The sequence below is a fragment of the Mesorhizobium sp. B264B1B genome (assembly GCF_020165765.1).
Lineage (GTDB): Bacteria > Pseudomonadota > Alphaproteobacteria > Rhizobiales > Rhizobiaceae > Mesorhizobium.
The window spans coordinates 257,226-275,393 of sequence record NZ_JAIUIS010000004.1 but is presented as its reverse complement, the minus strand read 5'-3'; the positions used below and the strand labels follow the sequence as shown (position 1 = coordinate 275,393).

The following is an 18,168-nucleotide window of genomic DNA, read 5'->3' as shown; positions in this document are numbered from 1 at the left end:
GGGCCATCAAAGATGCGGTACCGGCTCTAGAAATAAGCCTGGTCCGGCTCGCTGGCCTTGCGGTTGGCGATGAAGGCCTGGAGCGCTTCGTCGATCGCCGGATCGAGCCCCGGATCCTGGTAGTCGTCGAGCAGCCTCTTCCATTGCCGGTTGGCGCGTTGCGCGGCGTCGAGCCGGCCGTCCTCGTTCCATTGCTCGAAGGAATTGTTGTCGCTGCTGGTGGAGCGATAGAAGGCCGAGAGGAAATTGGACTGCGTATGCGCACTGCCCAGGAAATGCGATCCCGGCCCGACCGCTTCGATCGCCTCCATCGCCTGCGCATTGAGCGACAGATCGATGCCTTCGAACAGGCTGGCGACCTTGCCGCAGAGATCGGCGTCGATGACCGTCTTTTCGAAACCGGTGACCAGTCCGCCCTCGAGCCAGCCGGTGGCGTGGTTGATCACGTTGGCGCCGGCAAACATCGACATCAATATGCCCCATGTCGCTTCCTGCTCGGCCTGTGCGTCGGGAAGCTTTGAGGCCGACAGCGAACCGACGGTGTGGAACGGAACGCCGACGCGACGCGCCAACTGCCCGCAGGCGAGCACCATCTTGCCCGCTTCCGGCGTCCCGAAGGTCGGCGCTCCACTCTGCATCGAGATCGTGCTGGCAAAGCTTCCCATCAGGCAGGGCGCGCCGGGGTTGATCAGCTGTACGAGGCTGAGACAGGCGAGCGCCTCGGCCAGCACCTGCGCCAGCGTGCCGGCGACCGTGCACGGGCTCATCGCGCCGGCCAGCGTCCATGGCGTGCAGGCGACCGGCTGATTGTTGCGGGCGCAGACCTTCAGCGAACCCGACATGTTGGCGTCGAGCACCAGCGGCGCATTGGTGTTGGAGACGTTGTAGAGCACAGCGTTGTTGGCGACGAACTCCTCGCCGAAGACGATCTTGGCCATGTCAACCGCGTCCTGTGCTCGCCTCGAACCGATGAACGCGCCCATGAAGGCACGGTCCGAATGGCGGATGTGGGTGTAGAGCATGTCGAGATGACGCTTGTTGGCCGGCAGGTCGACAGGCTCGCAAACGACGCCGCCCGAATGATGCAGATGCGGGATCATCTGATGGATCTTCACCAGATCGCGGAAGTCCGCGATCGTGGCGTAGCGCCGTCCGCGATCGAGATCGTGGACGAAGGGCGGCCCCCACGACGGACACAGCACGGTGTTGTCGCCGCCGATCACCACCGTGTTGGCCGGGTTGCGGGCGTGCTGCTTGAATTGCGAAGGCGCGGTGGCGCGGACGATCTTGCGGCACATGCCGGGCTCGAAGCGGACTCTGGTGCCCTGCACGTCGGCGCCCGCATCGCGAAAGATGTCGAGGATCTCGGGATCGTCATGGAACTCCATGCCGACCTCCTTGAGCAGCCGGTCGGCGTTCGCCTCGATCAGGCTCAGGCCTTCTTCGTCGAGGATATTGAACGTGCCGATCCGCCGGCTGATGTAGGGACGCCGCGGCGCCTGCTGGGCCAGGCGCTGGCCTTGCCTTCCCGCTCGGCCCCCGCTTCGTGGCGCTGGAGCGTCGATCATCGCGTCCTTGTCCATTTTCGTCTCCGTGATCAGGCAGGCATGAAGGCGGCCGGCGCATCGGCCTGAAGGCCGCGCAGCCGCAGATTGTCCGGATCGTAAGGCGCTTTCTTCAGCTCCCGCGCCGTCAGTTCCCTGCCGAGGATCGAGACGGTCAGGCCTTCCGCCGCAACACCGGGTCGCAGATAGGCGAGCGCAACGGTCTTGCCGGTGCGGAAGCCGTGGCTGCCGGAGGAAACGATCCCGACCGGGCGCCCCGCCTGCATCACGGCATGGGCGTAAAACGGCAGTCGCTCGCCGTCGTCGTCGATTTCGAGCAGCAGCATGGACCAGGCGTTTTCGCCGACCCGCTCCAGCATCGCCTCACGACCGACGAACATCCGGTTGTCAGTCTTGACCAAGGCACCCAGTCCGGCCTCCAGCGGCGTGCGCTCCGTGGTCAGGTCGGCGCCCCAGGCGCGGTAGCCCTTTTCCAGCCGCATTGCGTTGAGCGCGTAGATGCCGAACGGACGCAAATCGAACTGCGCTCCGGCCTTGGTGATCGCTTCGTAGAGCTTGCCGAACTGCGCCAACTGAACGTGCAGTTCCCAACCGAACTCACCGGCATAAGAGACCCGGAGCGCTGCCGTCTTGATGCCGGCCACGCGGATGATCTGCGCCGAAAGCCAGGGGAATGCCGCGTTCGACAGATCGGCCTCACAGATCTTTTGCAGCAGGTCGCGAGCACGCGGTCCCATTACGCCGAGCACGCCGCGCCTTTCGGTGACGTTGTCGATCGTCACACCTGGAAAGGCTGCGGCGCGCGAGCGTAGCAGACCTTCGTCATGTCGCTCCGCAAGTGCTGCGCTGGTCAGGTAGAACCCATCGTCGCCGAGTCGGGTCACGGTAAATTCCGACGCCACGCCGCCCTTTGCCGTCAGCGCGTGAATGAGCCCGATGCGGCCGTGACGTTCCGGTGGTCGGTTGGCGCCGAGCGAAGCCATGAAGGCGCTGGCGCCTGGTCCGCCGATCTCGAATTTGGAGAAGGCCGAAAGGTCGATGGCGCCGACGCTGGCCTGCACGTCACGGCACTCGCCGCGCACCGCGTCGAACCAGCCGGGCTTGCGGAAGGTCAGTGGCGGGTCACGGTCGGCGCCGTTGGCAGCGAACCAGTTCGGCCGCTCCCAGCCATAGGCGGCGCCCAGCACTGCCCCCTGGCTTCTCTGAAGTTCGAGCGCCGGCGTCGTGCGGCGCGGGCGGCCGGCCTCGCGTTCCTCGTTGGGATAGTGGATGCCGAATTGCAGGCCGAACCCTTCCACCGCCTTGTCGATGCGATAGTCGCGGTCGGCATAATTGCCGAAGCGGCGTGGGTCGATGGCAAGCGCATCCATTGGCGGTGATCCGTCGACGATCCAGTCGGCGAGGAAGCGACCGGCGCCGCCGCCTTCCATCACGCCCATGCTTGAGCCGGTGAGCAGCCAGGCATTGCCGAGGCCGAATGCCGGACCGACCAGCGGATTGGCATCCGGCGTGAAGGTGATCGGCCCGTTGACCACCGTCTTGATGCCGGCATTGGCGAGTGCCGGGACACGCTCCATCGCCAGCGCGATGATGTGCTCGACCCGATCCAGGTCGGGCGGCAGCAAGTCCATGCCGAATTCTGGTGGCACGCCATCGACCGCCCAGGGGTGAGCCGACTTTTCATAGGGACCGACGATAAAGCCGTCGCGCTCCTGGCGCAGATACCAGCTTTCTTCCGGATCGCGGATGATCGGCAGTTCCTTGGCGCCGGCGGCGATCCGGTCGGCAATCTCGGGGACGGTATCGGTCACGACATATTGGTGCAGCATCGGCACCACGGGCAGGTCGAGCCCCATCATGGCGCCAATCTCGCGGCACCATGTGCCGGCCGCGTTCACCACATGCTCCGCGACAATGTCACCCTGTTGTGTGCGGACCAGCCACTCGCCCGATGGCTTGCGCTCGATTGCCAGGACCGGATTGTGGCGCACGATCTCGGCGCCGCGCGAGCGCGCGCCGCTGGCCATTGCGTTGGTCGCCAGCGTCGGATCGACATGACCGTCATTGGGCTCGTAGATCGCGCCTATGATGCCGTCGGTATGGCAGAGCGGATAGATCTGCTTGAGCTCATCGGGACTGAGAATGTGGAAGTCATGGCCGACGAACCGGCCAAGCCCCTGCACATGGCGGAATTCGTCCATGCGCTCCGGCGAGCGCGTAATGCGCAATGCGCCGCTTGGGTGGAAACCTGTCGGCAACCCGGTCTCGGCGGTCAGGATTTCGCGATAGAGCCGCACCGAATGCGCGCGCATCTCCATGATCGTCGCATTGTGGGCGAAATGCGTGCAGAGCCCGGCGGCGTGCCAGGTCGAGCCTGCTGTCAGCTCCTGCCTCTCGACGAGCATGACATCGCTCCAGCCGCGCTTGGCCAGGTGATAGAGCAGCGACACGCCCATGGCGCCGCCGCCGATAACGACCACGCGGGCCTGTTGTCTCATGAATTTTCCTCCGCGCTTACGCGCATGCGCGATCCGGTTGGGTCATAGGGTGGCTTGTCGAGTGGGCGCAGCCTGTAGCGCGCACCGGCCACCGCGATCTGGTAGTCGCAGGCAAGCAGCTGCGTTTTCGTCTCGCCTGGATCACAGGCAACGTAGCCCAGGCAAAGGCTGAGCCCCGTGCGAACGCCGAGGCCACCTGACGTCGTCAACCCGGCAAGTTTGCCGTCGCGATAGATCGGTTCGTCATGCAGCAGAAGCGGATTGTCGCCGTCGACGGCGAAATGCATGAGCCGGCGCTTCAGGCCATCGGCCTTCTGCTTCAGCAGGGCATCGCGGCCGATGAAATCATCCCTCTTCCAGAACACCGCGAAGGACAGGCCCGCCTCCAGCGGCGTGTCCTTCGGCCCGATATCATGGCCCCAATGGCGATAGCCCTTTTCCAACCGGCAGCCATCCAGCGCGTAGTGGCCACAAAAGGTCAGGCCATGGGCGCCGCCCGCTGAGACGATCGTGGCAAGCAGGCTCTCGGCGTGTTCGACCGGCACATAAAGCTCGAAGCCGAGCTCGCCGACAAAGCTGACTCGGGTCGCCCGCACATTCGCGGTGCCGATGTCGATGCGGCGCGAAGTCGAGAACGGGAAGGCTGCGTCCGAAAGATCGACGTCAGTCAGGCTCTGCAGCAGCGCCCGCGAATTCGGCCCCATGACCCCGAGAACGGCCTCCGCGGACGTGGCGTCGAAGACCGAGACGTTGAGACCAAGATCCTCAGCATGGCGCGCGATCCAGGCAAAATCTTTCTGTCTGGTCGCGGCACCTGAAATAACCCGGAAGCCGTGCTCGTCGACTCGCGTGACCGTCACATCGGCCTCGATGCCGCCGCGTGCGTTGAGCATCTGCGTATAGACGGCGCGGCCTTCGGGCCTGTCGACGTCCCCCGCGCACAGGCTTTGCATCAGCTGGATCGCGTCGCGTCCACGCACATCGATCTTGGTGAAAGGCGAAAGCTCGAACAGGCCAACGCCTTGCGCCATTCGCTCGGCTTCGGCCTTGGCCGGGCTCCACCATTTCTGAGCGCCGACGGAATAGCCGCGCGTCTCCGTGCCGCCGAACCAGAGCGGTCGCTCCCAGCCGGTCGGCGCGCCGAACACAGCACCCGCTTCGGCGAACGTACGGTGAAAGGCGGAACGCCGCACCTCGCGCCCGGCGGCGGCCTGCTTGTAAGGCCAATGCATGCGGAAGAGGTCGGCAACCGCTTCCTCCATCCTGGCGCCGACGAAAGAGCGCGCCGCGGCGGCGCGGTCGAAGCGGGCGATGTCAAGCGCCCACAGATCGAGGCTGGGCTCGCCGTCGACGATCCATTCGGCCATGGCCTTGCCGGCGCCGGCCGACGACATCATGCCTGTCGAGTTGAAGCCGGCGGCGACATAGAAGCCGCGCAGATAGGGCGACTCGCCTATCAGCGGCCGCGTGTCGGGGGTAAAACTCTCCGGGCCATTCATGAAGTGCCTGATGCCGGTCTGCGACAGCGCCGGCAGGAGTTTCAGCCCGGCCGACATGAAAGGCTCGAACTGCTCCCAATCCTCGGGCAGTTCGAGGAATGGCCTGTCGCCAACCGGTCCGCGAACGTCGAAGAGCTTGGCGTTCGGCTCGAAGCCGCCCAGCACCAGCTTGCCCGAATCACCCTTGATGTAGATGCCTTCGTCGAGGTCGCGCAGGATGGGAAACGGATCCTGCAGGCCGGCGATCGGCTCCGTCACGACATACATGTGCTCGACGGCCTGCAGCGGCACAGGAACGCCGGCGAGCGCGCCGATATCGCGCGCCCAGGCGCCGGCACAGTTGACGACGGTCTCGCAATCGATGGTGGCGCCGGAGGCCAGCTTGACGCCAGCGACCCGGCCGTTGCGGGTCACGATGCCCGAACAGGCTAACCCCTCGAGGATGCGGATACCGGCGGCGCGGGCCCGTTTTGCATAGGCCGCACAGATATCAACTGGATTGGCCTGGCCGTCTTCCTCGACCCACAGCGCGCCCTCGACGCCATCGGTGACGATGCCGCGCACGTGCTCGGCCACGCCCGCCTGATCGACGATCCCAACCGTCAAGCCGCAGACATCACCCATATGCGCGATGCGCTTCAGTTCGTCCATGCGCTCCGCACGTCGCGCCAGCCACAGGCCGCCGGTGCGGCGGTAGCCGGACGCCTGGCCCGTCAGGTCCTCGAGGCGTGGAAACAGCTCGGTCGCATATTGCGCCAGCCTTGTTAGGTTGAGGCTGGCGCGTAACGGACCGACGATTCCGGCGGCGTGCCAGGATGTGCCGCTGGTCAGTTGGTGGCGCTCCAGAAGGACGACATCGCTCACGCCCAGTTCGGCAAGGTGATAGGCTATGCCGAGGCCAATGACACCGCCGCCAATGATCACGATGCGTGCGCTGCCATTCACCTTGTGGGATACCTTCGCTGGATTGGAACAGCGCGATCTTCTCCCGCTAAACCACTTGCGCTCAACCCAAATTTCGCAACATTAGGAAAACTTATGATGCTTCACGGGCGGAGTTGCGGGTGAAGAGCGGCAGTTTCGATTTCAACCTTTTCCGATCGATCGAGGTTTTCGTCGCCATCGTCGAGACCAGGCACGTCACCCAGGCGGCACAGATGCTGGGCATGACGCAATCGGCCGCTTCGCAGCATCTGAAGAACCTGGAAAGCGCGCTCGGCGTCAGCCTGATCGATCGCAATTTGCGGCCGATCGAGCTCACCAAAGCCGGCATCGCGCTGCATCGCCGCGCCGTTGCCATACTGGCCGAGGTCGAGGGCCTGCGCACCGACGCGCGGCGCGTCAATGCAGCACCGCTGCCGCTGTTGCGCATCGCGCTTCTGGCGTCGATCGCGACAACGCTGGCGCCGGCGCTTTCGGTCCTTGCCCGCAAGGGTTTCGGCATTCCCGAGCTCAGCCTGTTCGCGGGTTTGGCGACCGACCACGTCGCCTTGCTGCGGGCCCGCCGCGCCGACCTCGCCGTCACCTCCGGCGAGCTGTTCGAGATCGAGGGACTGACACGTTATCCTGTGATGACCGAAAAATTCCTGCTGGTGACGCCAAAGGGTTTTGCCGGCGATGTCGGTGACATCGTCAAGCTCTCCAAGAAGCTCGCCTTCGTGCGCTTCTCGCGCGAGACGCCGGTTGGCCTGCGCGTCGACCAGCATCTGAGCCGCCTGCGCATCGAGATCCCGCGTGCCATGGAAGGTGACCGCTCCAGCGTGGTGATGGCGCCGGTCGCGGCCGGCATGGGCTTTGCGATCCTGACGCCGACCCTGCTCATCGACGGGCTGGCGGAGGGTATGGAGATTGACGTCCATCCCTTGCCGTTCACCGGGCTGTCGCGCAACATCCTTCTGGTCGCGCGCGAGCGGGAGCTCGGAAACCTCCCCGAGGCTTTCGCCACGCGTACCGCGGAAGTGCTGACCAACGCGATCAGCACCCGCCTGCCTGGCCTTCCCGCCGACTGCTATGCCGTCGATCGCCCCTCGTCGCATGACTAATCAACTCCATCAGTTATCCTGATAAGGAGGTTTGGCGGTGTGCGCGCCGCGCATTCCGTGTTTTCAATCCAGGAGTTCGCAACACGGGAGACACGGCATGAACGCTCCGCACGTCCATTCCAATCTGGACATCGACTGGTCGACCGAGGCCATCGTCGATCGGCGGAACCGCTTCTATTCGGCCACGCAGCGCAAGTTCGTTCCTTACAAGGACCCGCTGATCCTCAAGCGCGGCAAGGGCCAGTATGTCTGGGACGAGAAGGATCGTAAATACATCGACCTGCTCGGCATGAACCTTTGCATCTCGGTCGGCCACGCGCATCCGCAGGTGGTCAAGGCGGCCACCGAGCAACTGGCGGAACTGACGCATTGCACGACGATGTTCTACCACCCGGTTCCGGCTCAGTACGCGGAGGAACTGGTGGCAACGATGCCGGCCGGTCACGATTGGGTCGTACATTTCACCAACAGCGGGGCCGAAGCGATCGATCTTGCGCTGCTGATGGCGCGCTCGCATACCGGCAACATCGACATGCTGGCGCTTGCCTCGAGCTATCACGGCGCCACTTTCGGCGCGCAGTCGGTGACCGGGATAGCGGGTTTTCGCCATCCCGTGCCCCAGCTTGGCGGGGTCACTTTCGTGGCCGAGCCCAACCAGTATCGCGGCATTCATGGCGAAGGCTTGCAGCCCTATCTCGACGAGGTCGAGCGCGCCATAGCGAGTTCAACCAGCGGCGGGCTGGCCGGCATGATTATCGAGCCGGTGCAGGGCTATGGCGGCATCGTGCCGATGCCGCCGGGCTACATTGCCGGCGCTGTCGAGCGTGTCCGCGCGGCCGGCGGTCTCTGTATCATTGATGAAGTGCAATCCGGTGTCGCCCGAACCGGCGATGCCTTCTGGGCGTTTGAATCCCATGGCATTGTGCCCGATATCGTCGTCATCGCCAAAGGTGTGGGCAACGGCATCCCGCTCGGCGCGGTCATCGCCAAGCGAGATGTCGCTGAATCCATGGCCGATAAATTTCTGTTCCACACCTATGGCGCCAATCCGGTGGCATGCGCGGCCGGCCGAGCCGTGCTAAAGGTCATAAAAGAGGAACGACTCCAGGAGAACGCCCGGGATGTTGGCGCGGTGCTCAAGGGTCGCCTTAACGACATGAAGGAGCGCTTTCCAATCATCGGCGATATCAGGGGCCGTGGGCTTATGCTTGCGATCGAACTCGTCAAGGACGGCGCGACGAAAGAGCCGGCGCCGGAGGAGACGCTCGCCATTTTCGAGGAAACGCGCCGCAACGGGCTCGTCGCCAGCCGCTCGGGACCGTACCGCAATGTCATCCGCATGTGTCCGCCGCTTTGCTTAGCAATGTCCGATATCGAGGATGTCGTCGACCGCTTCGAAAAAAGCTTTGCGGCATTCAGCGGTCAATAACGGTTCCTGTGCTCGGAGGGGCACAAACCTTTGGCGGCGGCTGAGCAGCAGAGAGAATCATTCGGAAAGGACCGGGCCCGCCCAAACCGGCTCTGTCGACGTGCGGAGGCTGAGCTGTCAGAAACATGCTTGTTGGATTGAGGTCAGTTATCCTCTGGGAGCCATCCAGTCTTTGCTCGGTCATAGCAAGATCGTGAACACGGTCCGCTATCTGGGAGTCGATGTAGAAGATGCTCTCGAACTTGCCGAGGCAACTGAGGTGTGATCAAGAGCGGCTCCACTTCACGAGTGGAGCCGTGAACAATTTGCGCGTGCATCTCGGCCATTTGGTGAACGCTGCCAGTGGCTGAAAGCTGGCATTCGACGCATGCAGAGAAGGCTTTCTGCTCATCGTTCGTCATGTGATAGGGTGATTTCAATTCGATAGGAAGATCATCCTTATGGCTGCGTCGCCGCTCGTGAGGTCCCGCCGTAGCCGGTGAACAGACATGCACGCTTTCAACTATCCGAGCTGGAACAGGATCGTCTTCGACCGCAGCCGTGGCACGCCGTTGAACGAGCAACTTTTCGAGCAGTTACGCCGCTGGATACGGGATGGCATCGTGGCGCCAGGAGCGCGCCTGCCGCCAAGCCGCGTCATGGCCGAGGAACTCGGGCTCTCGCGCAACACCGTTGTCCTCGCCTATGAGCGACTTGCCACGGAGGGCTATGTCGCACGTCGGATCGGCGCCGGCACCTTCGTCGAAACCATGCTGCCGGAAGACAATCACCCCCGAGCCGAGACGGCGGTCATACCGGTGTCAGGTCCAAATGCGCTCCCGGCACCCTCGCGCCGCGGCCAGGCGCTGCTCGACATGAACCTGCCAGCCGAACGCATCGAGACCTACGATCTCAGCGCCGGCGTGCCGGCGCTGAACGAGTTCCCCTATGACGAGTTCGCTCAGATCGCTAGCCGCCGCTGGCGCGAGCACGCCAGCGCCCACACCGGCTATGACTATTCGCGCGGCGCGCCACTGCTGGCCACCCGCATCGCGGGCTATCTGGCGGAGGCTAAAGCGATCAACTGTCGTCCCGAACAGATCATCGTCATCGGCAATACGCTGCAAGCGGCCGCTCTCGCGTCTCATGTTCTGCTCGACCGCGGCGACACCGTTCTGGTCGAGGATCCTTGCCACATGCCCGAGATCGCCACGCTGGAAGCCTTCGGCCTTGTCACCGTTCCCGCCCCGCTCGACAGGCAAGGCTTCGATACAGAAGCCGCCGGCGTGATGGTCCGAGAGGCGCGTATGGCCGTTGTCTCCCCGACCGAGCAATGGCCGTTCGGCTGCACGATGACGTCGGATCGCCGGCAAAAGCTGCTTGATTGGGCGGCGGCCCGGCCCGGCTGGATATTCGAGGATGATTCCAATAGCGAGATCCGCTGGTCGGGCGAAGCGCAGACGACGCTCTACGCGCGCGATCCGCGGCGGGTCATCTATGCCGGCTCGTTCAACCGCATGCTGGCGCCCGGCCTGCGGCTCGCCTATTTGATCGCGCCGATGCCGCTGGTCGAGGCGTTCGCCCTCGCCCAGCGTATTTTCTCCTTCTACGCACCGCTACCGGACCAGGCGCTGGTCGCCGACTTCATGGACCAGGGGCGACTCGCCTCGCACCTTCGGCGTATGCGCACCATCTACCGCGATCGCGCCGCCTGCCTGACACAATGCCTGCGCGCAAAGCTGCGAGACGGCTTCGACGTTCCCGACGTTCACGCCGGCCTGCACCTGACCGTCCACGCACGCGAACCGTTTGACGACGTGGCCGTATCGCGAACACTGCTCCAGAAGGGGCTGGACTGCCCACCACTCTCGCGCTACGCACGCCGGGAAACCAAGCCGAGGGGTCTTGTGCTGGGCTTCGGCAACACGTCGGTCCGCCGCATCCCGCGTTGCGTCGACATCCTCGCGCAGACTATCCTCGAACACGGTTGACGACGCATTCACAGCCCACGGGACTGGAATTGGTCCGCTGCCCGTCGGCGAAATTGGCTCTTTGGGCAGCCGCGCTTCCGGGACAATCTCCGTGTCCAGCCGATCGGGAGGCAAGGGCACCAAGTGGACATGGACCAAAACACCGTCCTGCGGGCAAATAACATCCGTAAGAGCTTCGGCGCTCTGGAAGTCTTGAAAGGCGTCGACCTGGTCGCCCATGCCCATGACGTGATCACCATGATCGGCGCCAGCGGGTCGGGCAAGAGCACCTTCCTGCGCTGCATGAATCTTCTGGAAATTCCCGACGCCGGCACGATCGCGGTGGAAGGCGAGGAATTGACGCTGGATCGCAGTTCGGGGCGCGCGAAGCTGAATGCGCGCCAGATCAATCGCATCCGCAGCCGCATCGGCATGGTCTTCCAGAGCTTCAATCTGTGGAGCCAGCGCACCGTGCTCGACAACGTGATGCTTGCACCGATGAAGGTGCTCGGCCTGTCCAAACAGGAGGCCCGGCAGCGAGCCGGGGCCTATCTCGCCAAGGTCGGGCTGTTCGAGAAGCGCGACCACTACCCCGCGCATATTTCCGGCGGCCAGCAGCAGCGCGTCGGCATCGCCCGCGCGCTGGCGATGGAGCCGAAGCTGATGCTGTTCGACGAGCCGACCTCCGCGCTCGACCCGGAACTGGTCGGCGAGGTGCTCTCGGTCATGCGCACGCTCGCCGAAGAAGGACGCACGATGATCGTCGTCACTCATGAAATAGGTTTCGCGCGCGAGATCTCGCGCGAGGTGCTCTTTCTCCACCAGGGCATGGTGGAGGAGCGTGGCCCGCCGGGACAGGTTCTCGGCGATCCGCAATCGGCGCGCTGCCGGGCCTTCCTGCAGCGCGTTCTTTGAACAGGACAAACAACAGGGGAACATGATGAAAAAACTTGTCTTGATGCTTGCGGCCGGCCTCGCCGCCTTCGCCACGCAGGTCTCGGCGCGCGACCTGCGCGTCGGCAGTGAATGCACATACCCGCCGTTCAACTACAAGGACGCGAACGGCGAGTTGCGCGGCTTCGACATCGATGTCGCGAAGGAAGTTGTCAAGCGCCTCGGCGCCGACGCCTCCTTTGTCTGCATGCCTTTCGATTCGCTTATTCCGGGCCTTGTCGCCGGCAAGTTCGATCTTCTCGCCGCGTCGATGTCGATCACCGACGAGCGCAAGAAGAGCATCGACTTTTCGATCCCGTACCGCTCCTCCACCGCCCGGTTCGTCGGTCCGGACGGAAGCGATGCCAAGCCGCTGACGAACGACGGCAAGCCCAACCCCGATGGTCTCAAGGGCAAGACCATCGGGATCGAGCGTGCCTCAACTTACGAGAACTACATGCGAGACAACTTTCCTGAGGCCACGATCCAGCTCTACGACACGGCCGACAACATGCTGCTCGACCTGACCTCGAAGCGGACCGATCTCGTCTTCGCCGGCCCGATCAAGCTCGCCAACGACTTCCTCAACAAGGACCGAGGCAAGGGTTACAAATTCATCGGTCCGGAGATCAAGGACGTGAAGTATTTCGGGCCAGGCGTGGGCATCGGCATGCGCAAGGACGATGCCGGCCTTCGCGACGAGCTCGACAAGGCGATGAAGGCCATGATCGACGACGGCACGTTCAAGACCATCAACGACAAGTACTGGTCGTTCAGCGTGCTGCCGGCATCGAACTAGGCCGAGCCGTACGGTTCATCGCCGGCCATTTCACCCGATGGCCGGCGTCTTTCTTCTTGCCACCGCAGGAGCGGCAGATGGACATTTTCCAGGGATGGGGTTTGGAGGTCGCGCGCGGGCTCATGACCACCGTCGAGGTCGCGCTGCTGTCGCTGGCGGTCGGCCTCGTTTGGGGCATTCTCGGCGCGCTGGCACAGCTCTCCTCGAACTGTGTGCTGCGCGCCATCGGCCGGGGCTTCACTCTGGTCGTGCGCGGCACGCCCGAACTCCTCATCATCCTCATCGCCTATTTCGGCGGCACGGTGGCCCTGACCGGCTTGGCGAAGATGATTGACCCCAGCATCCGCTTTCTCGAAGTGCCGGCGATGCCGGCCGGCGTCTTCGCGCTCAGCCTGGTCTTCGGCGGCTACGCGGCCGAGGTGCTGCGCGGCGCCTATCTCGCCATTCCCAAGGGCGAGATCGAGGCGGCAGATGCCTTTGGCATGTCGGCCGCGACCAGCTTCATCCACATCCGCCTGCCGCTGATGTGGCGCTACGCGCTGCCCGGCCTCGGCAACAACTGGATCTCGCTCATCAAGGACACGTCGCTTATCTCCATCGTCGGGCTGGAGGAGCTGATGCGCATCTCCACCATGGCGACGCAGGTCAATGGCGAACCCTTCCGCTTCTACCTCGCCGCAGCGCTGATCTACCTCCTGCTCACCATACTGAACACCTCGATTGTCGACGCGCTGGAACGGCGTGCGACGCGCGGCGAGAGGAAGCTGGCGCGATGAACTTCGAGCTTATGGTCGAGAGCCTGCCGGCGCTGCTGTCGGCCACCGTCACGACGATCGAACTGCTCGTCGCCTCACTCTTCTGCGGCATGGCGGTGGCACTTCCCGTCGCCATCCTGCGCGTCAGCGGCCCGGCGCCGGTGCGCCTCCTGCTGCACTGGTACATCTACTTCTTCCGCGGCACGCCGCTCCTGGTCCAGATCTTCCTTGTCTATTACGGTCTCGCCCAGCTCGAGGTCGTTCGCGACAGCTTTCTGTGGCCATATCTGCGCCAGGCCTGGGTGTGCGCCATTCTGACCTTCAGCCTGAACACGGCCGCCTACACCGCCTACATCCTGCGCGGCGCCATCGAGGCGGTGCCAGCCGGTGAGATCGAGGCGGCGCGTGCCTGCGGCATGTCGACGGCGTTGACCTACCGCACGACCATCCTGCCGGGCGCCTTCCGCATCGCCCTGCCGGCTTACGGCAACGAGGTGGTCAGCATGCTGAAATCCACATCACTCGCCTCGACCATCACCGTCATGGAGCTGACCGGCGCCGCCAACACGATCGTCGCCCGCACCTTCGCGCCCTATGAGCTCTTCATCACCGCGGCGCTTATCTACCTCACCATTACCTACGTGCTCACCACGGCGTTGCGCGCCCTCGAATACAGGCTTTCACGACACACGCGTCCTCTGGGCGAACCCGCAACCCCACTCATAGAGGGAGCCGACAATGCCGGCATCTGACCCCAAGACCTTTACGGCTTTCGCCGGTTCGCTGGCAGACGTCAGCCGGGCGACAATCCAGGAAGCGCTCAGCGAGCAACACGGCTTCGTTTCCAAGGGCGATGCAAGCCCTGTCACCGCGGTAGACCGGGAGGTCGAGGAGAGGCTGCGCGCGCGCATCCAGGAGGCGTATCCCGACCACGGCATCCTCGGCGAGGAATTTGGGTCCGTCGGCCTCGACGCGGAATGGGTCTGGGTCATCGATCCGATCGACGGCACCAAAGCCTTCATCACCGGCATTCCGACCTTCGGCACGCTGATCGCGCTGGCCCGCAACGGCGTTCCCATGCTCGGGGTCATCGACAATCCCGTCACCAACGAGCGCTGGCTGGGCGCCGACGGTTCGCCGACCACCCTCAACGGCAAGCCCGTACGCACGCGCGCCTGCCAGGACCTTAGCGAGGCCCTTGTCGGCAACGGCAACCCGGAATCCTTCGACGACAAGGATACGGCCGCCTACAAGAGGCTGCGCCGCCAGGTGCGCTGGAGCGTCTATGGCGGCGGTTGCCATGCCTATGGCCGCGTCGCCGACGGCGCGCTGGACATCAATGTGGACGGGGGGCTGGACGCCTTCGATTATTGCGCACTGATCCCGATCGTGCGTAACGCCGGTGGCGTCATGACCGACTGGCAGGGCGGCGAGCTGACGATCCGTTCCGGCCGCCGTTCCGTCGTGGCCAGCGCCACACCTGAGTTGCACAGAACTGTGCTAGGCATCCTGGCCAACGCGACCTCACCGGCCCGCGCGGCTTCCTGAAGAAGAGGAATCGTACACACATGCAGATCGAAGAATTCACCCTCGAACGCATCCAGTCGCTTTACGAGAACATCGTCGAGTACAACCTCTCCGATAGCGGGGTGCACCCCTATTCGCTCAACGAACTGCTGAGCCCGGAGGAACGCGAAAAGGTGCTTGCCGCCGAACTCGGTTACGGCTGGACGAACGGTGCCGTCGTCCTTCGCGAGGCGATCGCGGCCACATACAAGAATCGTACGGCCGACGAGGTGATGGTTACCAACGGCTCGGCCGAAGCCAATTTTCTGATGGCGATGACGCTGCTGGAGCCGGGCGACGAGATCATCGTCGTCGTCCCCAACTACCTGCAGATCAGGGGATGGGCGAAGGCGCTCGGGGCGGTGGTACGTGATGTGCCGCTGCGCGAGGAACTGGGCTGGCTGCCCGATCCGGCCGACATCCGCGCGGCGATTTCGCCCCGCACCAAGGTCATCACGCTCTGCACGCCCAACAATCCGACCGGACGCGTGGTGCCGGCGGACCTGCTCGGGGAAATTGTGGCCATCGCACGCACCAACGGCATCTGGCTACATACGGACGAGGTCTACAAGGGAGCCGAATACGGTACCCTCGAGCCGCCGAGCAGCGTCGACCTTTATGAGAAAGCCATCGTCACCGGCGGCCTGTCGAAGGCGATGGCGATGCCGGGCCTGCGCATCGGCTGGCTGGTCGGCCCCGCTGCCGAGATCTATGCCTCCTGGCAGCGCAAGGACTATACCTCCATCACTACCGGCGCGGTCAGCGAACTGGTCGCGTCGATGGTGTTGCAGCCGGCGCGCCGCAAGGCGATCCTCGACCGCAGCCGGGACCTCCTGTCACGCAATGTCGACATGATGGTGCGCTGGGTCCGCGCCAACGAGGGGCTGGTCTCGCTGGCGCCGCCGCAGGCAGGCGGCATGGCATTCGTGCGCTATCACTTGCCGATAAATTCGACCGAGCTGGCGCATCGCGTCAAGGACGAGCAGGGCGTGCTTGTCGCGCCGGGCGACGTCTACGGCATGGACGGCTATTTCCGCGTCGGCATCGGCGCGCCGGCGCATGTCCTGGAAGGCGGGTTGGAACGTGTGCAGCTCTTCCTGCGCGGCCTTGCCCGCTCGGCGGCCTGAACGGAACGACCATGGCTAGGCCAGCCGCAAACATGCCGCTCATCCTCGACCGGGCGGAGATCCTGCGGCGGCTCGACCACGCCGCCGGTATTGCGGCCGTTCGCGAAAGCCTCGTCGCCTACAGCGCCGGGGCAGTCCAGCAGCCGCCCGTCGTCCACATGGGATTCGCGGCGGCGAACGGCGATTGCCATGTGAAATGCGCCCATGTATCGGGCGCGTCGATCTTCGTCGTCAAAGTCGCGACTGGGTTCTACGACAATCCGACCAAGGGCCTTCCAAGCGGCAACGGCATGATGGTGGCGCTGTCGGCCACGACAGGCGAACCGGTAGCGCTGCTGTTCGACCAAGGCATGCTGACCGACTGGCGCACTGGCTATGCCGGCGCGCTGGCGACCCGGCTGTGCTGGCCTAAGGGCGCGACGCGCCTCGGCATCGTCGGCACCGGAACCCAGGCACGCATGCAGTTACGCGCGCTGCGAGCGCTGGCTCACGGCGAGCCGCTTTCGGTCGCGTTATGGGGCCGCTCGCCAGCGGCGGCGGGACGCTTCGCCGCCGACGTGGCCGACCTTGGCCTCCAGGTATCGCCAGTCGGCTCGCTCGCCGACCTTTGTTCCGATTCACAAGTGATTGTCACCACGACGCCCGCGACCGCGCCGCTGGTGCGCGCTGAATGGATCGCGCCCGGCACGCACATTACAGCCATCGGAGCCGATGCGCCCGGCAAACAGGAATTGGAGAATACGCTGGTCGCGCGCGCCAACACGTTGCTCGCCGATTCGGCCCTGCAGAGCATCGACCATGGCGAGTTCGCTCATGCCATCGCGGCCGGCCTCGTCGAGCCAGAGCGGATCGGTGAGATCGGCGTATCGCTGCGGACTGGCTCATTGACGCGCAAGCCTGGTGACATCAGCATCGCCGACCTGACCGGCCTCGGCGCAGAGGACGCGGCAATCGCCAGCGCCATTCTCGCGAGCGCCGGCACAGCCGCAAACTCTTGACCCAGGACAGAACCATGTCGAACGAAGGTGACATCGCCGCCGCTGCCGCGCGTTCCGTGCGGGCGCATGCCCGCATCCGCGGCCACATCGCGAAGACGCCGCTGCTGGGCGCGTCCGCCGTCGGCGACGCGATCGGTAGCACCGTTTTGTTCAAATGCGAAAATTTCCAGTTCACCAAGTCCTTCAAGGCGCGAGGCGCCTTCTCGAAGCTGACCGCGATGGACGATGCGACCGGGGGCCGGCCGTTCGTCACCGCCTCGTCCGGCAACCACGGCATAGCCTCCAGCTTCGCGGCGTCGCGCCTGTTCCGAAAATTGTCGGTCGTGCTTCCGCACAATGTCACGAAGGCCAAACTGGCGCGCATACGGTCCTTTGGCGTCGACGTGATCCTGCATGGCGACGAAAGCGGCCAGTCCGAGGCGCACGCGCGCCGCCTGGGCGAGGAGAAGGGACTCGTCTACGTATCTCCGTACAACGATCCCGACGTTGTTGCTGGCCAGGGCACGATCGGGCTCGAACTGCTGGAAGAGCATTCGCGTATCGACAATGTCTTCATCGCCATGGGCGGCGGCGGGTTGATCGGCGGCATCGGTGCCGTGATGAAGGCCTTCAGTCCGCGCACGCGGATCATCGGCTGCGCGGCCGCCAACAGCATGGCGCTGGCAGCGTCGATGGAAGCGGGCAAGGTGATCGATGTCGAGCACTTGCCGACGTTGGCCGACGGCGTCGCCGGCGGCATGGATGAGGATTCAGTCACGCTCGGCCTCGCCCGGTCGGTCGTTGACGATGTGGTCATCTGTTCCGAAGCCGAGATCGCCGGCGCGCTCGCCCGTCTCGCGATCGAAGAGCATCTATTGGTCGAGGGTGCAGCCGGCCTAGCGCTGGCAGGGCTGATGAAGCACCCGGAACGGTACCGCGGCCAAGTCAATGCGATCGTGCTGTGCGGCGGGAATTTCGACTACGACGAACTGACGGCCGCGATCGCGGCGGTGCGACCGACCTGAAAGG

14 protein-coding genes and 1 pseudogene are annotated in these 18,168 nt (G+C 64.4%); 12 read left to right on the top strand and 3 right to left on the bottom strand.

Annotated features, from left to right (window positions below; genetic code table 11):
- Positions 1 to 26: 26 nt before the first annotated feature.
- The 3 genes from LB547_RS10540 to LB547_RS10530 are packed head-to-tail and all read right to left on the bottom strand — an operon-like array spanning position 27 to position 6,507.
- Positions 27 to 1,583, bottom strand: a complete 1,557-nt coding sequence (locus LB547_RS10540) for a trimethylamine methyltransferase family protein (protein ID WP_224618847.1) — start codon at positions 1,581 to 1,583, stop codon at positions 27 to 29.
- A gap of 14 nt (positions 1,584 to 1,597) precedes the next feature.
- Positions 1,598 to 4,063, bottom strand: a complete 2,466-nt coding sequence (locus LB547_RS10535) for a GcvT family protein (protein ID WP_140663439.1) — start codon at positions 4,061 to 4,063, stop codon at positions 1,598 to 1,600.
- Positions 4,060 to 6,507, bottom strand: a complete 2,448-nt coding sequence (locus LB547_RS10530) for an FAD-dependent oxidoreductase (protein WP_140763591.1) — start codon at positions 6,505 to 6,507, stop codon at positions 4,060 to 4,062. Before LB547_RS10530 ends, LB547_RS10535 begins: the two co-directional genes overlap by 4 nt.
- Before the next feature lie 119 nt (positions 6,508 to 6,626).
- Between LB547_RS10530 and LB547_RS10525 the strand changes: the two genes are divergently transcribed.
- From LB547_RS10525 to LB547_RS10470, 12 genes and pseudogenes are all read left to right on the top strand, one after another.
- The gene (locus LB547_RS10525) at positions 6,627 to 7,604 is read left to right on the top strand and encodes a LysR family transcriptional regulator (RefSeq protein WP_140500683.1); all 978 of its coding nucleotides are present in this window, start codon (positions 6,627 to 6,629) and stop codon (positions 7,602 to 7,604) included.
- A 97-nt stretch (positions 7,605 to 7,701) separates the two neighbouring features.
- On the top strand, positions 7,702 to 9,033 hold the full coding sequence (locus LB547_RS10520) for an aspartate aminotransferase family protein (protein ID WP_140500682.1): 1,332 nt from the start codon (positions 7,702 to 7,704) through the stop codon (positions 9,031 to 9,033).
- 154 nt (positions 9,034 to 9,187) lie between these two features.
- Positions 9,188 to 9,298: pseudogene (locus tag LB547_RS10515) on the top strand (integrase); the annotation flags it as partial.
- A 223-nt stretch (positions 9,299 to 9,521) separates the two neighbouring features.
- Positions 9,522 to 11,003, top strand: coding sequence for a PLP-dependent aminotransferase family protein (locus tag LB547_RS10510; RefSeq protein WP_140672449.1), 1,482 nt, complete (start codon positions 9,522 to 9,524; stop codon positions 11,001 to 11,003).
- Positions 11,004 to 11,132: 129 nt separating this feature from the next.
- The gene (locus tag LB547_RS10505) at positions 11,133 to 11,897 is read left to right on the top strand and encodes an ABC transporter ATP-binding protein (RefSeq protein ID WP_140500680.1); all 765 of its coding nucleotides are present in this window, start codon (positions 11,133 to 11,135) and stop codon (positions 11,895 to 11,897) included.
- 25 nt (positions 11,898 to 11,922) lie between these two features.
- Positions 11,923 to 12,714 (top strand): transporter substrate-binding domain-containing protein, encoded by a 792-nt coding sequence (locus LB547_RS10500; protein ID WP_181178037.1) that lies wholly within the window; start codon positions 11,923 to 11,925, stop codon positions 12,712 to 12,714.
- A gap of 77 nt (positions 12,715 to 12,791) precedes the next feature.
- Positions 12,792 to 13,490, top strand: coding sequence for an ABC transporter permease (locus LB547_RS10495; protein ID WP_140500678.1), 699 nt, complete (start codon positions 12,792 to 12,794; stop codon positions 13,488 to 13,490).
- Positions 13,487 to 14,221, top strand: coding sequence for an ABC transporter permease (locus LB547_RS10490; RefSeq protein ID WP_140663445.1), 735 nt, complete (start codon positions 13,487 to 13,489; stop codon positions 14,219 to 14,221). The genes LB547_RS10495 and LB547_RS10490 overlap by 4 nt, the downstream gene beginning before the upstream one ends.
- Positions 14,208 to 15,017 carry a histidinol-phosphatase gene (gene hisN, locus LB547_RS10485; protein ID WP_140500676.1) on the top strand — a complete coding sequence of 270 codons (810 nt, stop codon included), beginning with the start codon at positions 14,208 to 14,210 and terminating at the stop codon, positions 15,015 to 15,017. Before LB547_RS10490 ends, hisN begins: the two co-directional genes overlap by 14 nt.
- A gap of 20 nt (positions 15,018 to 15,037) precedes the next feature.
- A complete protein-coding gene (locus LB547_RS10480; protein WP_140672447.1) occupies positions 15,038 to 16,162 on the top strand; it encodes an aminotransferase class I/II-fold pyridoxal phosphate-dependent enzyme in 1,125 nt (374 codons plus the stop codon).
- 11 nt (positions 16,163 to 16,173) lie between these two features.
- Positions 16,174 to 17,160, top strand: coding sequence for an ornithine cyclodeaminase family protein (locus LB547_RS10475; RefSeq protein WP_140672446.1), 987 nt, complete (start codon positions 16,174 to 16,176; stop codon positions 17,158 to 17,160).
- Positions 17,161 to 17,174: 14 nt separating this feature from the next.
- A complete protein-coding gene (locus tag LB547_RS10470; protein WP_140763588.1) occupies positions 17,175 to 18,164 on the top strand; it encodes a pyridoxal-phosphate dependent enzyme in 990 nt (329 codons plus the stop codon).
- Positions 18,165 to 18,168 lie beyond the last annotated feature (4 nt).

What these genes read in the sequence shown, in the direction of transcription:
- LB547_RS10520 (WP_140500682.1), top strand. Translation starts at nt 7,702, where the DNA reads ATGAACGCTCCGCACGTCCATTCCAATCTGGACATCGACTGGTCGACC.
- hisN (WP_140500676.1), top strand. Translation starts at nt 14,208, where the DNA reads ATGCCGGCATCTGACCCCAAGACCTTTACGGCTTTCGCCGGTTCGCTG.
- LB547_RS10500 (WP_181178037.1), top strand. Translation starts at nt 11,923, where the DNA reads ATGAAAAAACTTGTCTTGATGCTTGCGGCCGGCCTCGCCGCCTTCGCC.
- LB547_RS10535 (WP_140663439.1), bottom strand. Translation starts at nt 4,063, where the DNA reads ATGAGACAACAGGCCCGCGTGGTCGTTATCGGCGGCGGCGCCATGGGC.
- LB547_RS10480 (WP_140672447.1), top strand. Translation starts at nt 15,038, where the DNA reads ATGCAGATCGAAGAATTCACCCTCGAACGCATCCAGTCGCTTTACGAG.
- LB547_RS10505 (WP_140500680.1), top strand. Translation starts at nt 11,133, where the DNA reads ATGGACCAAAACACCGTCCTGCGGGCAAATAACATCCGTAAGAGCTTC.
- LB547_RS10490 (WP_140663445.1), top strand. Translation starts at nt 13,487, where the DNA reads ATGAACTTCGAGCTTATGGTCGAGAGCCTGCCGGCGCTGCTGTCGGCC.
- LB547_RS10540 (WP_224618847.1), bottom strand. Translation starts at nt 1,583, where the DNA reads ATGGACAAGGACGCGATGATCGACGCTCCAGCGCCACGAAGCGGGGGC.
- LB547_RS10510 (WP_140672449.1), top strand. Translation starts at nt 9,522, where the DNA reads ATGCACGCTTTCAACTATCCGAGCTGGAACAGGATCGTCTTCGACCGC.
- LB547_RS10495 (WP_140500678.1), top strand. Translation starts at nt 12,792, where the DNA reads ATGGACATTTTCCAGGGATGGGGTTTGGAGGTCGCGCGCGGGCTCATG.
- LB547_RS10475 (WP_140672446.1), top strand. Translation starts at nt 16,174, where the DNA reads ATGGCTAGGCCAGCCGCAAACATGCCGCTCATCCTCGACCGGGCGGAG.
- LB547_RS10470 (WP_140763588.1), top strand. Translation starts at nt 17,175, where the DNA reads ATGTCGAACGAAGGTGACATCGCCGCCGCTGCCGCGCGTTCCGTGCGG.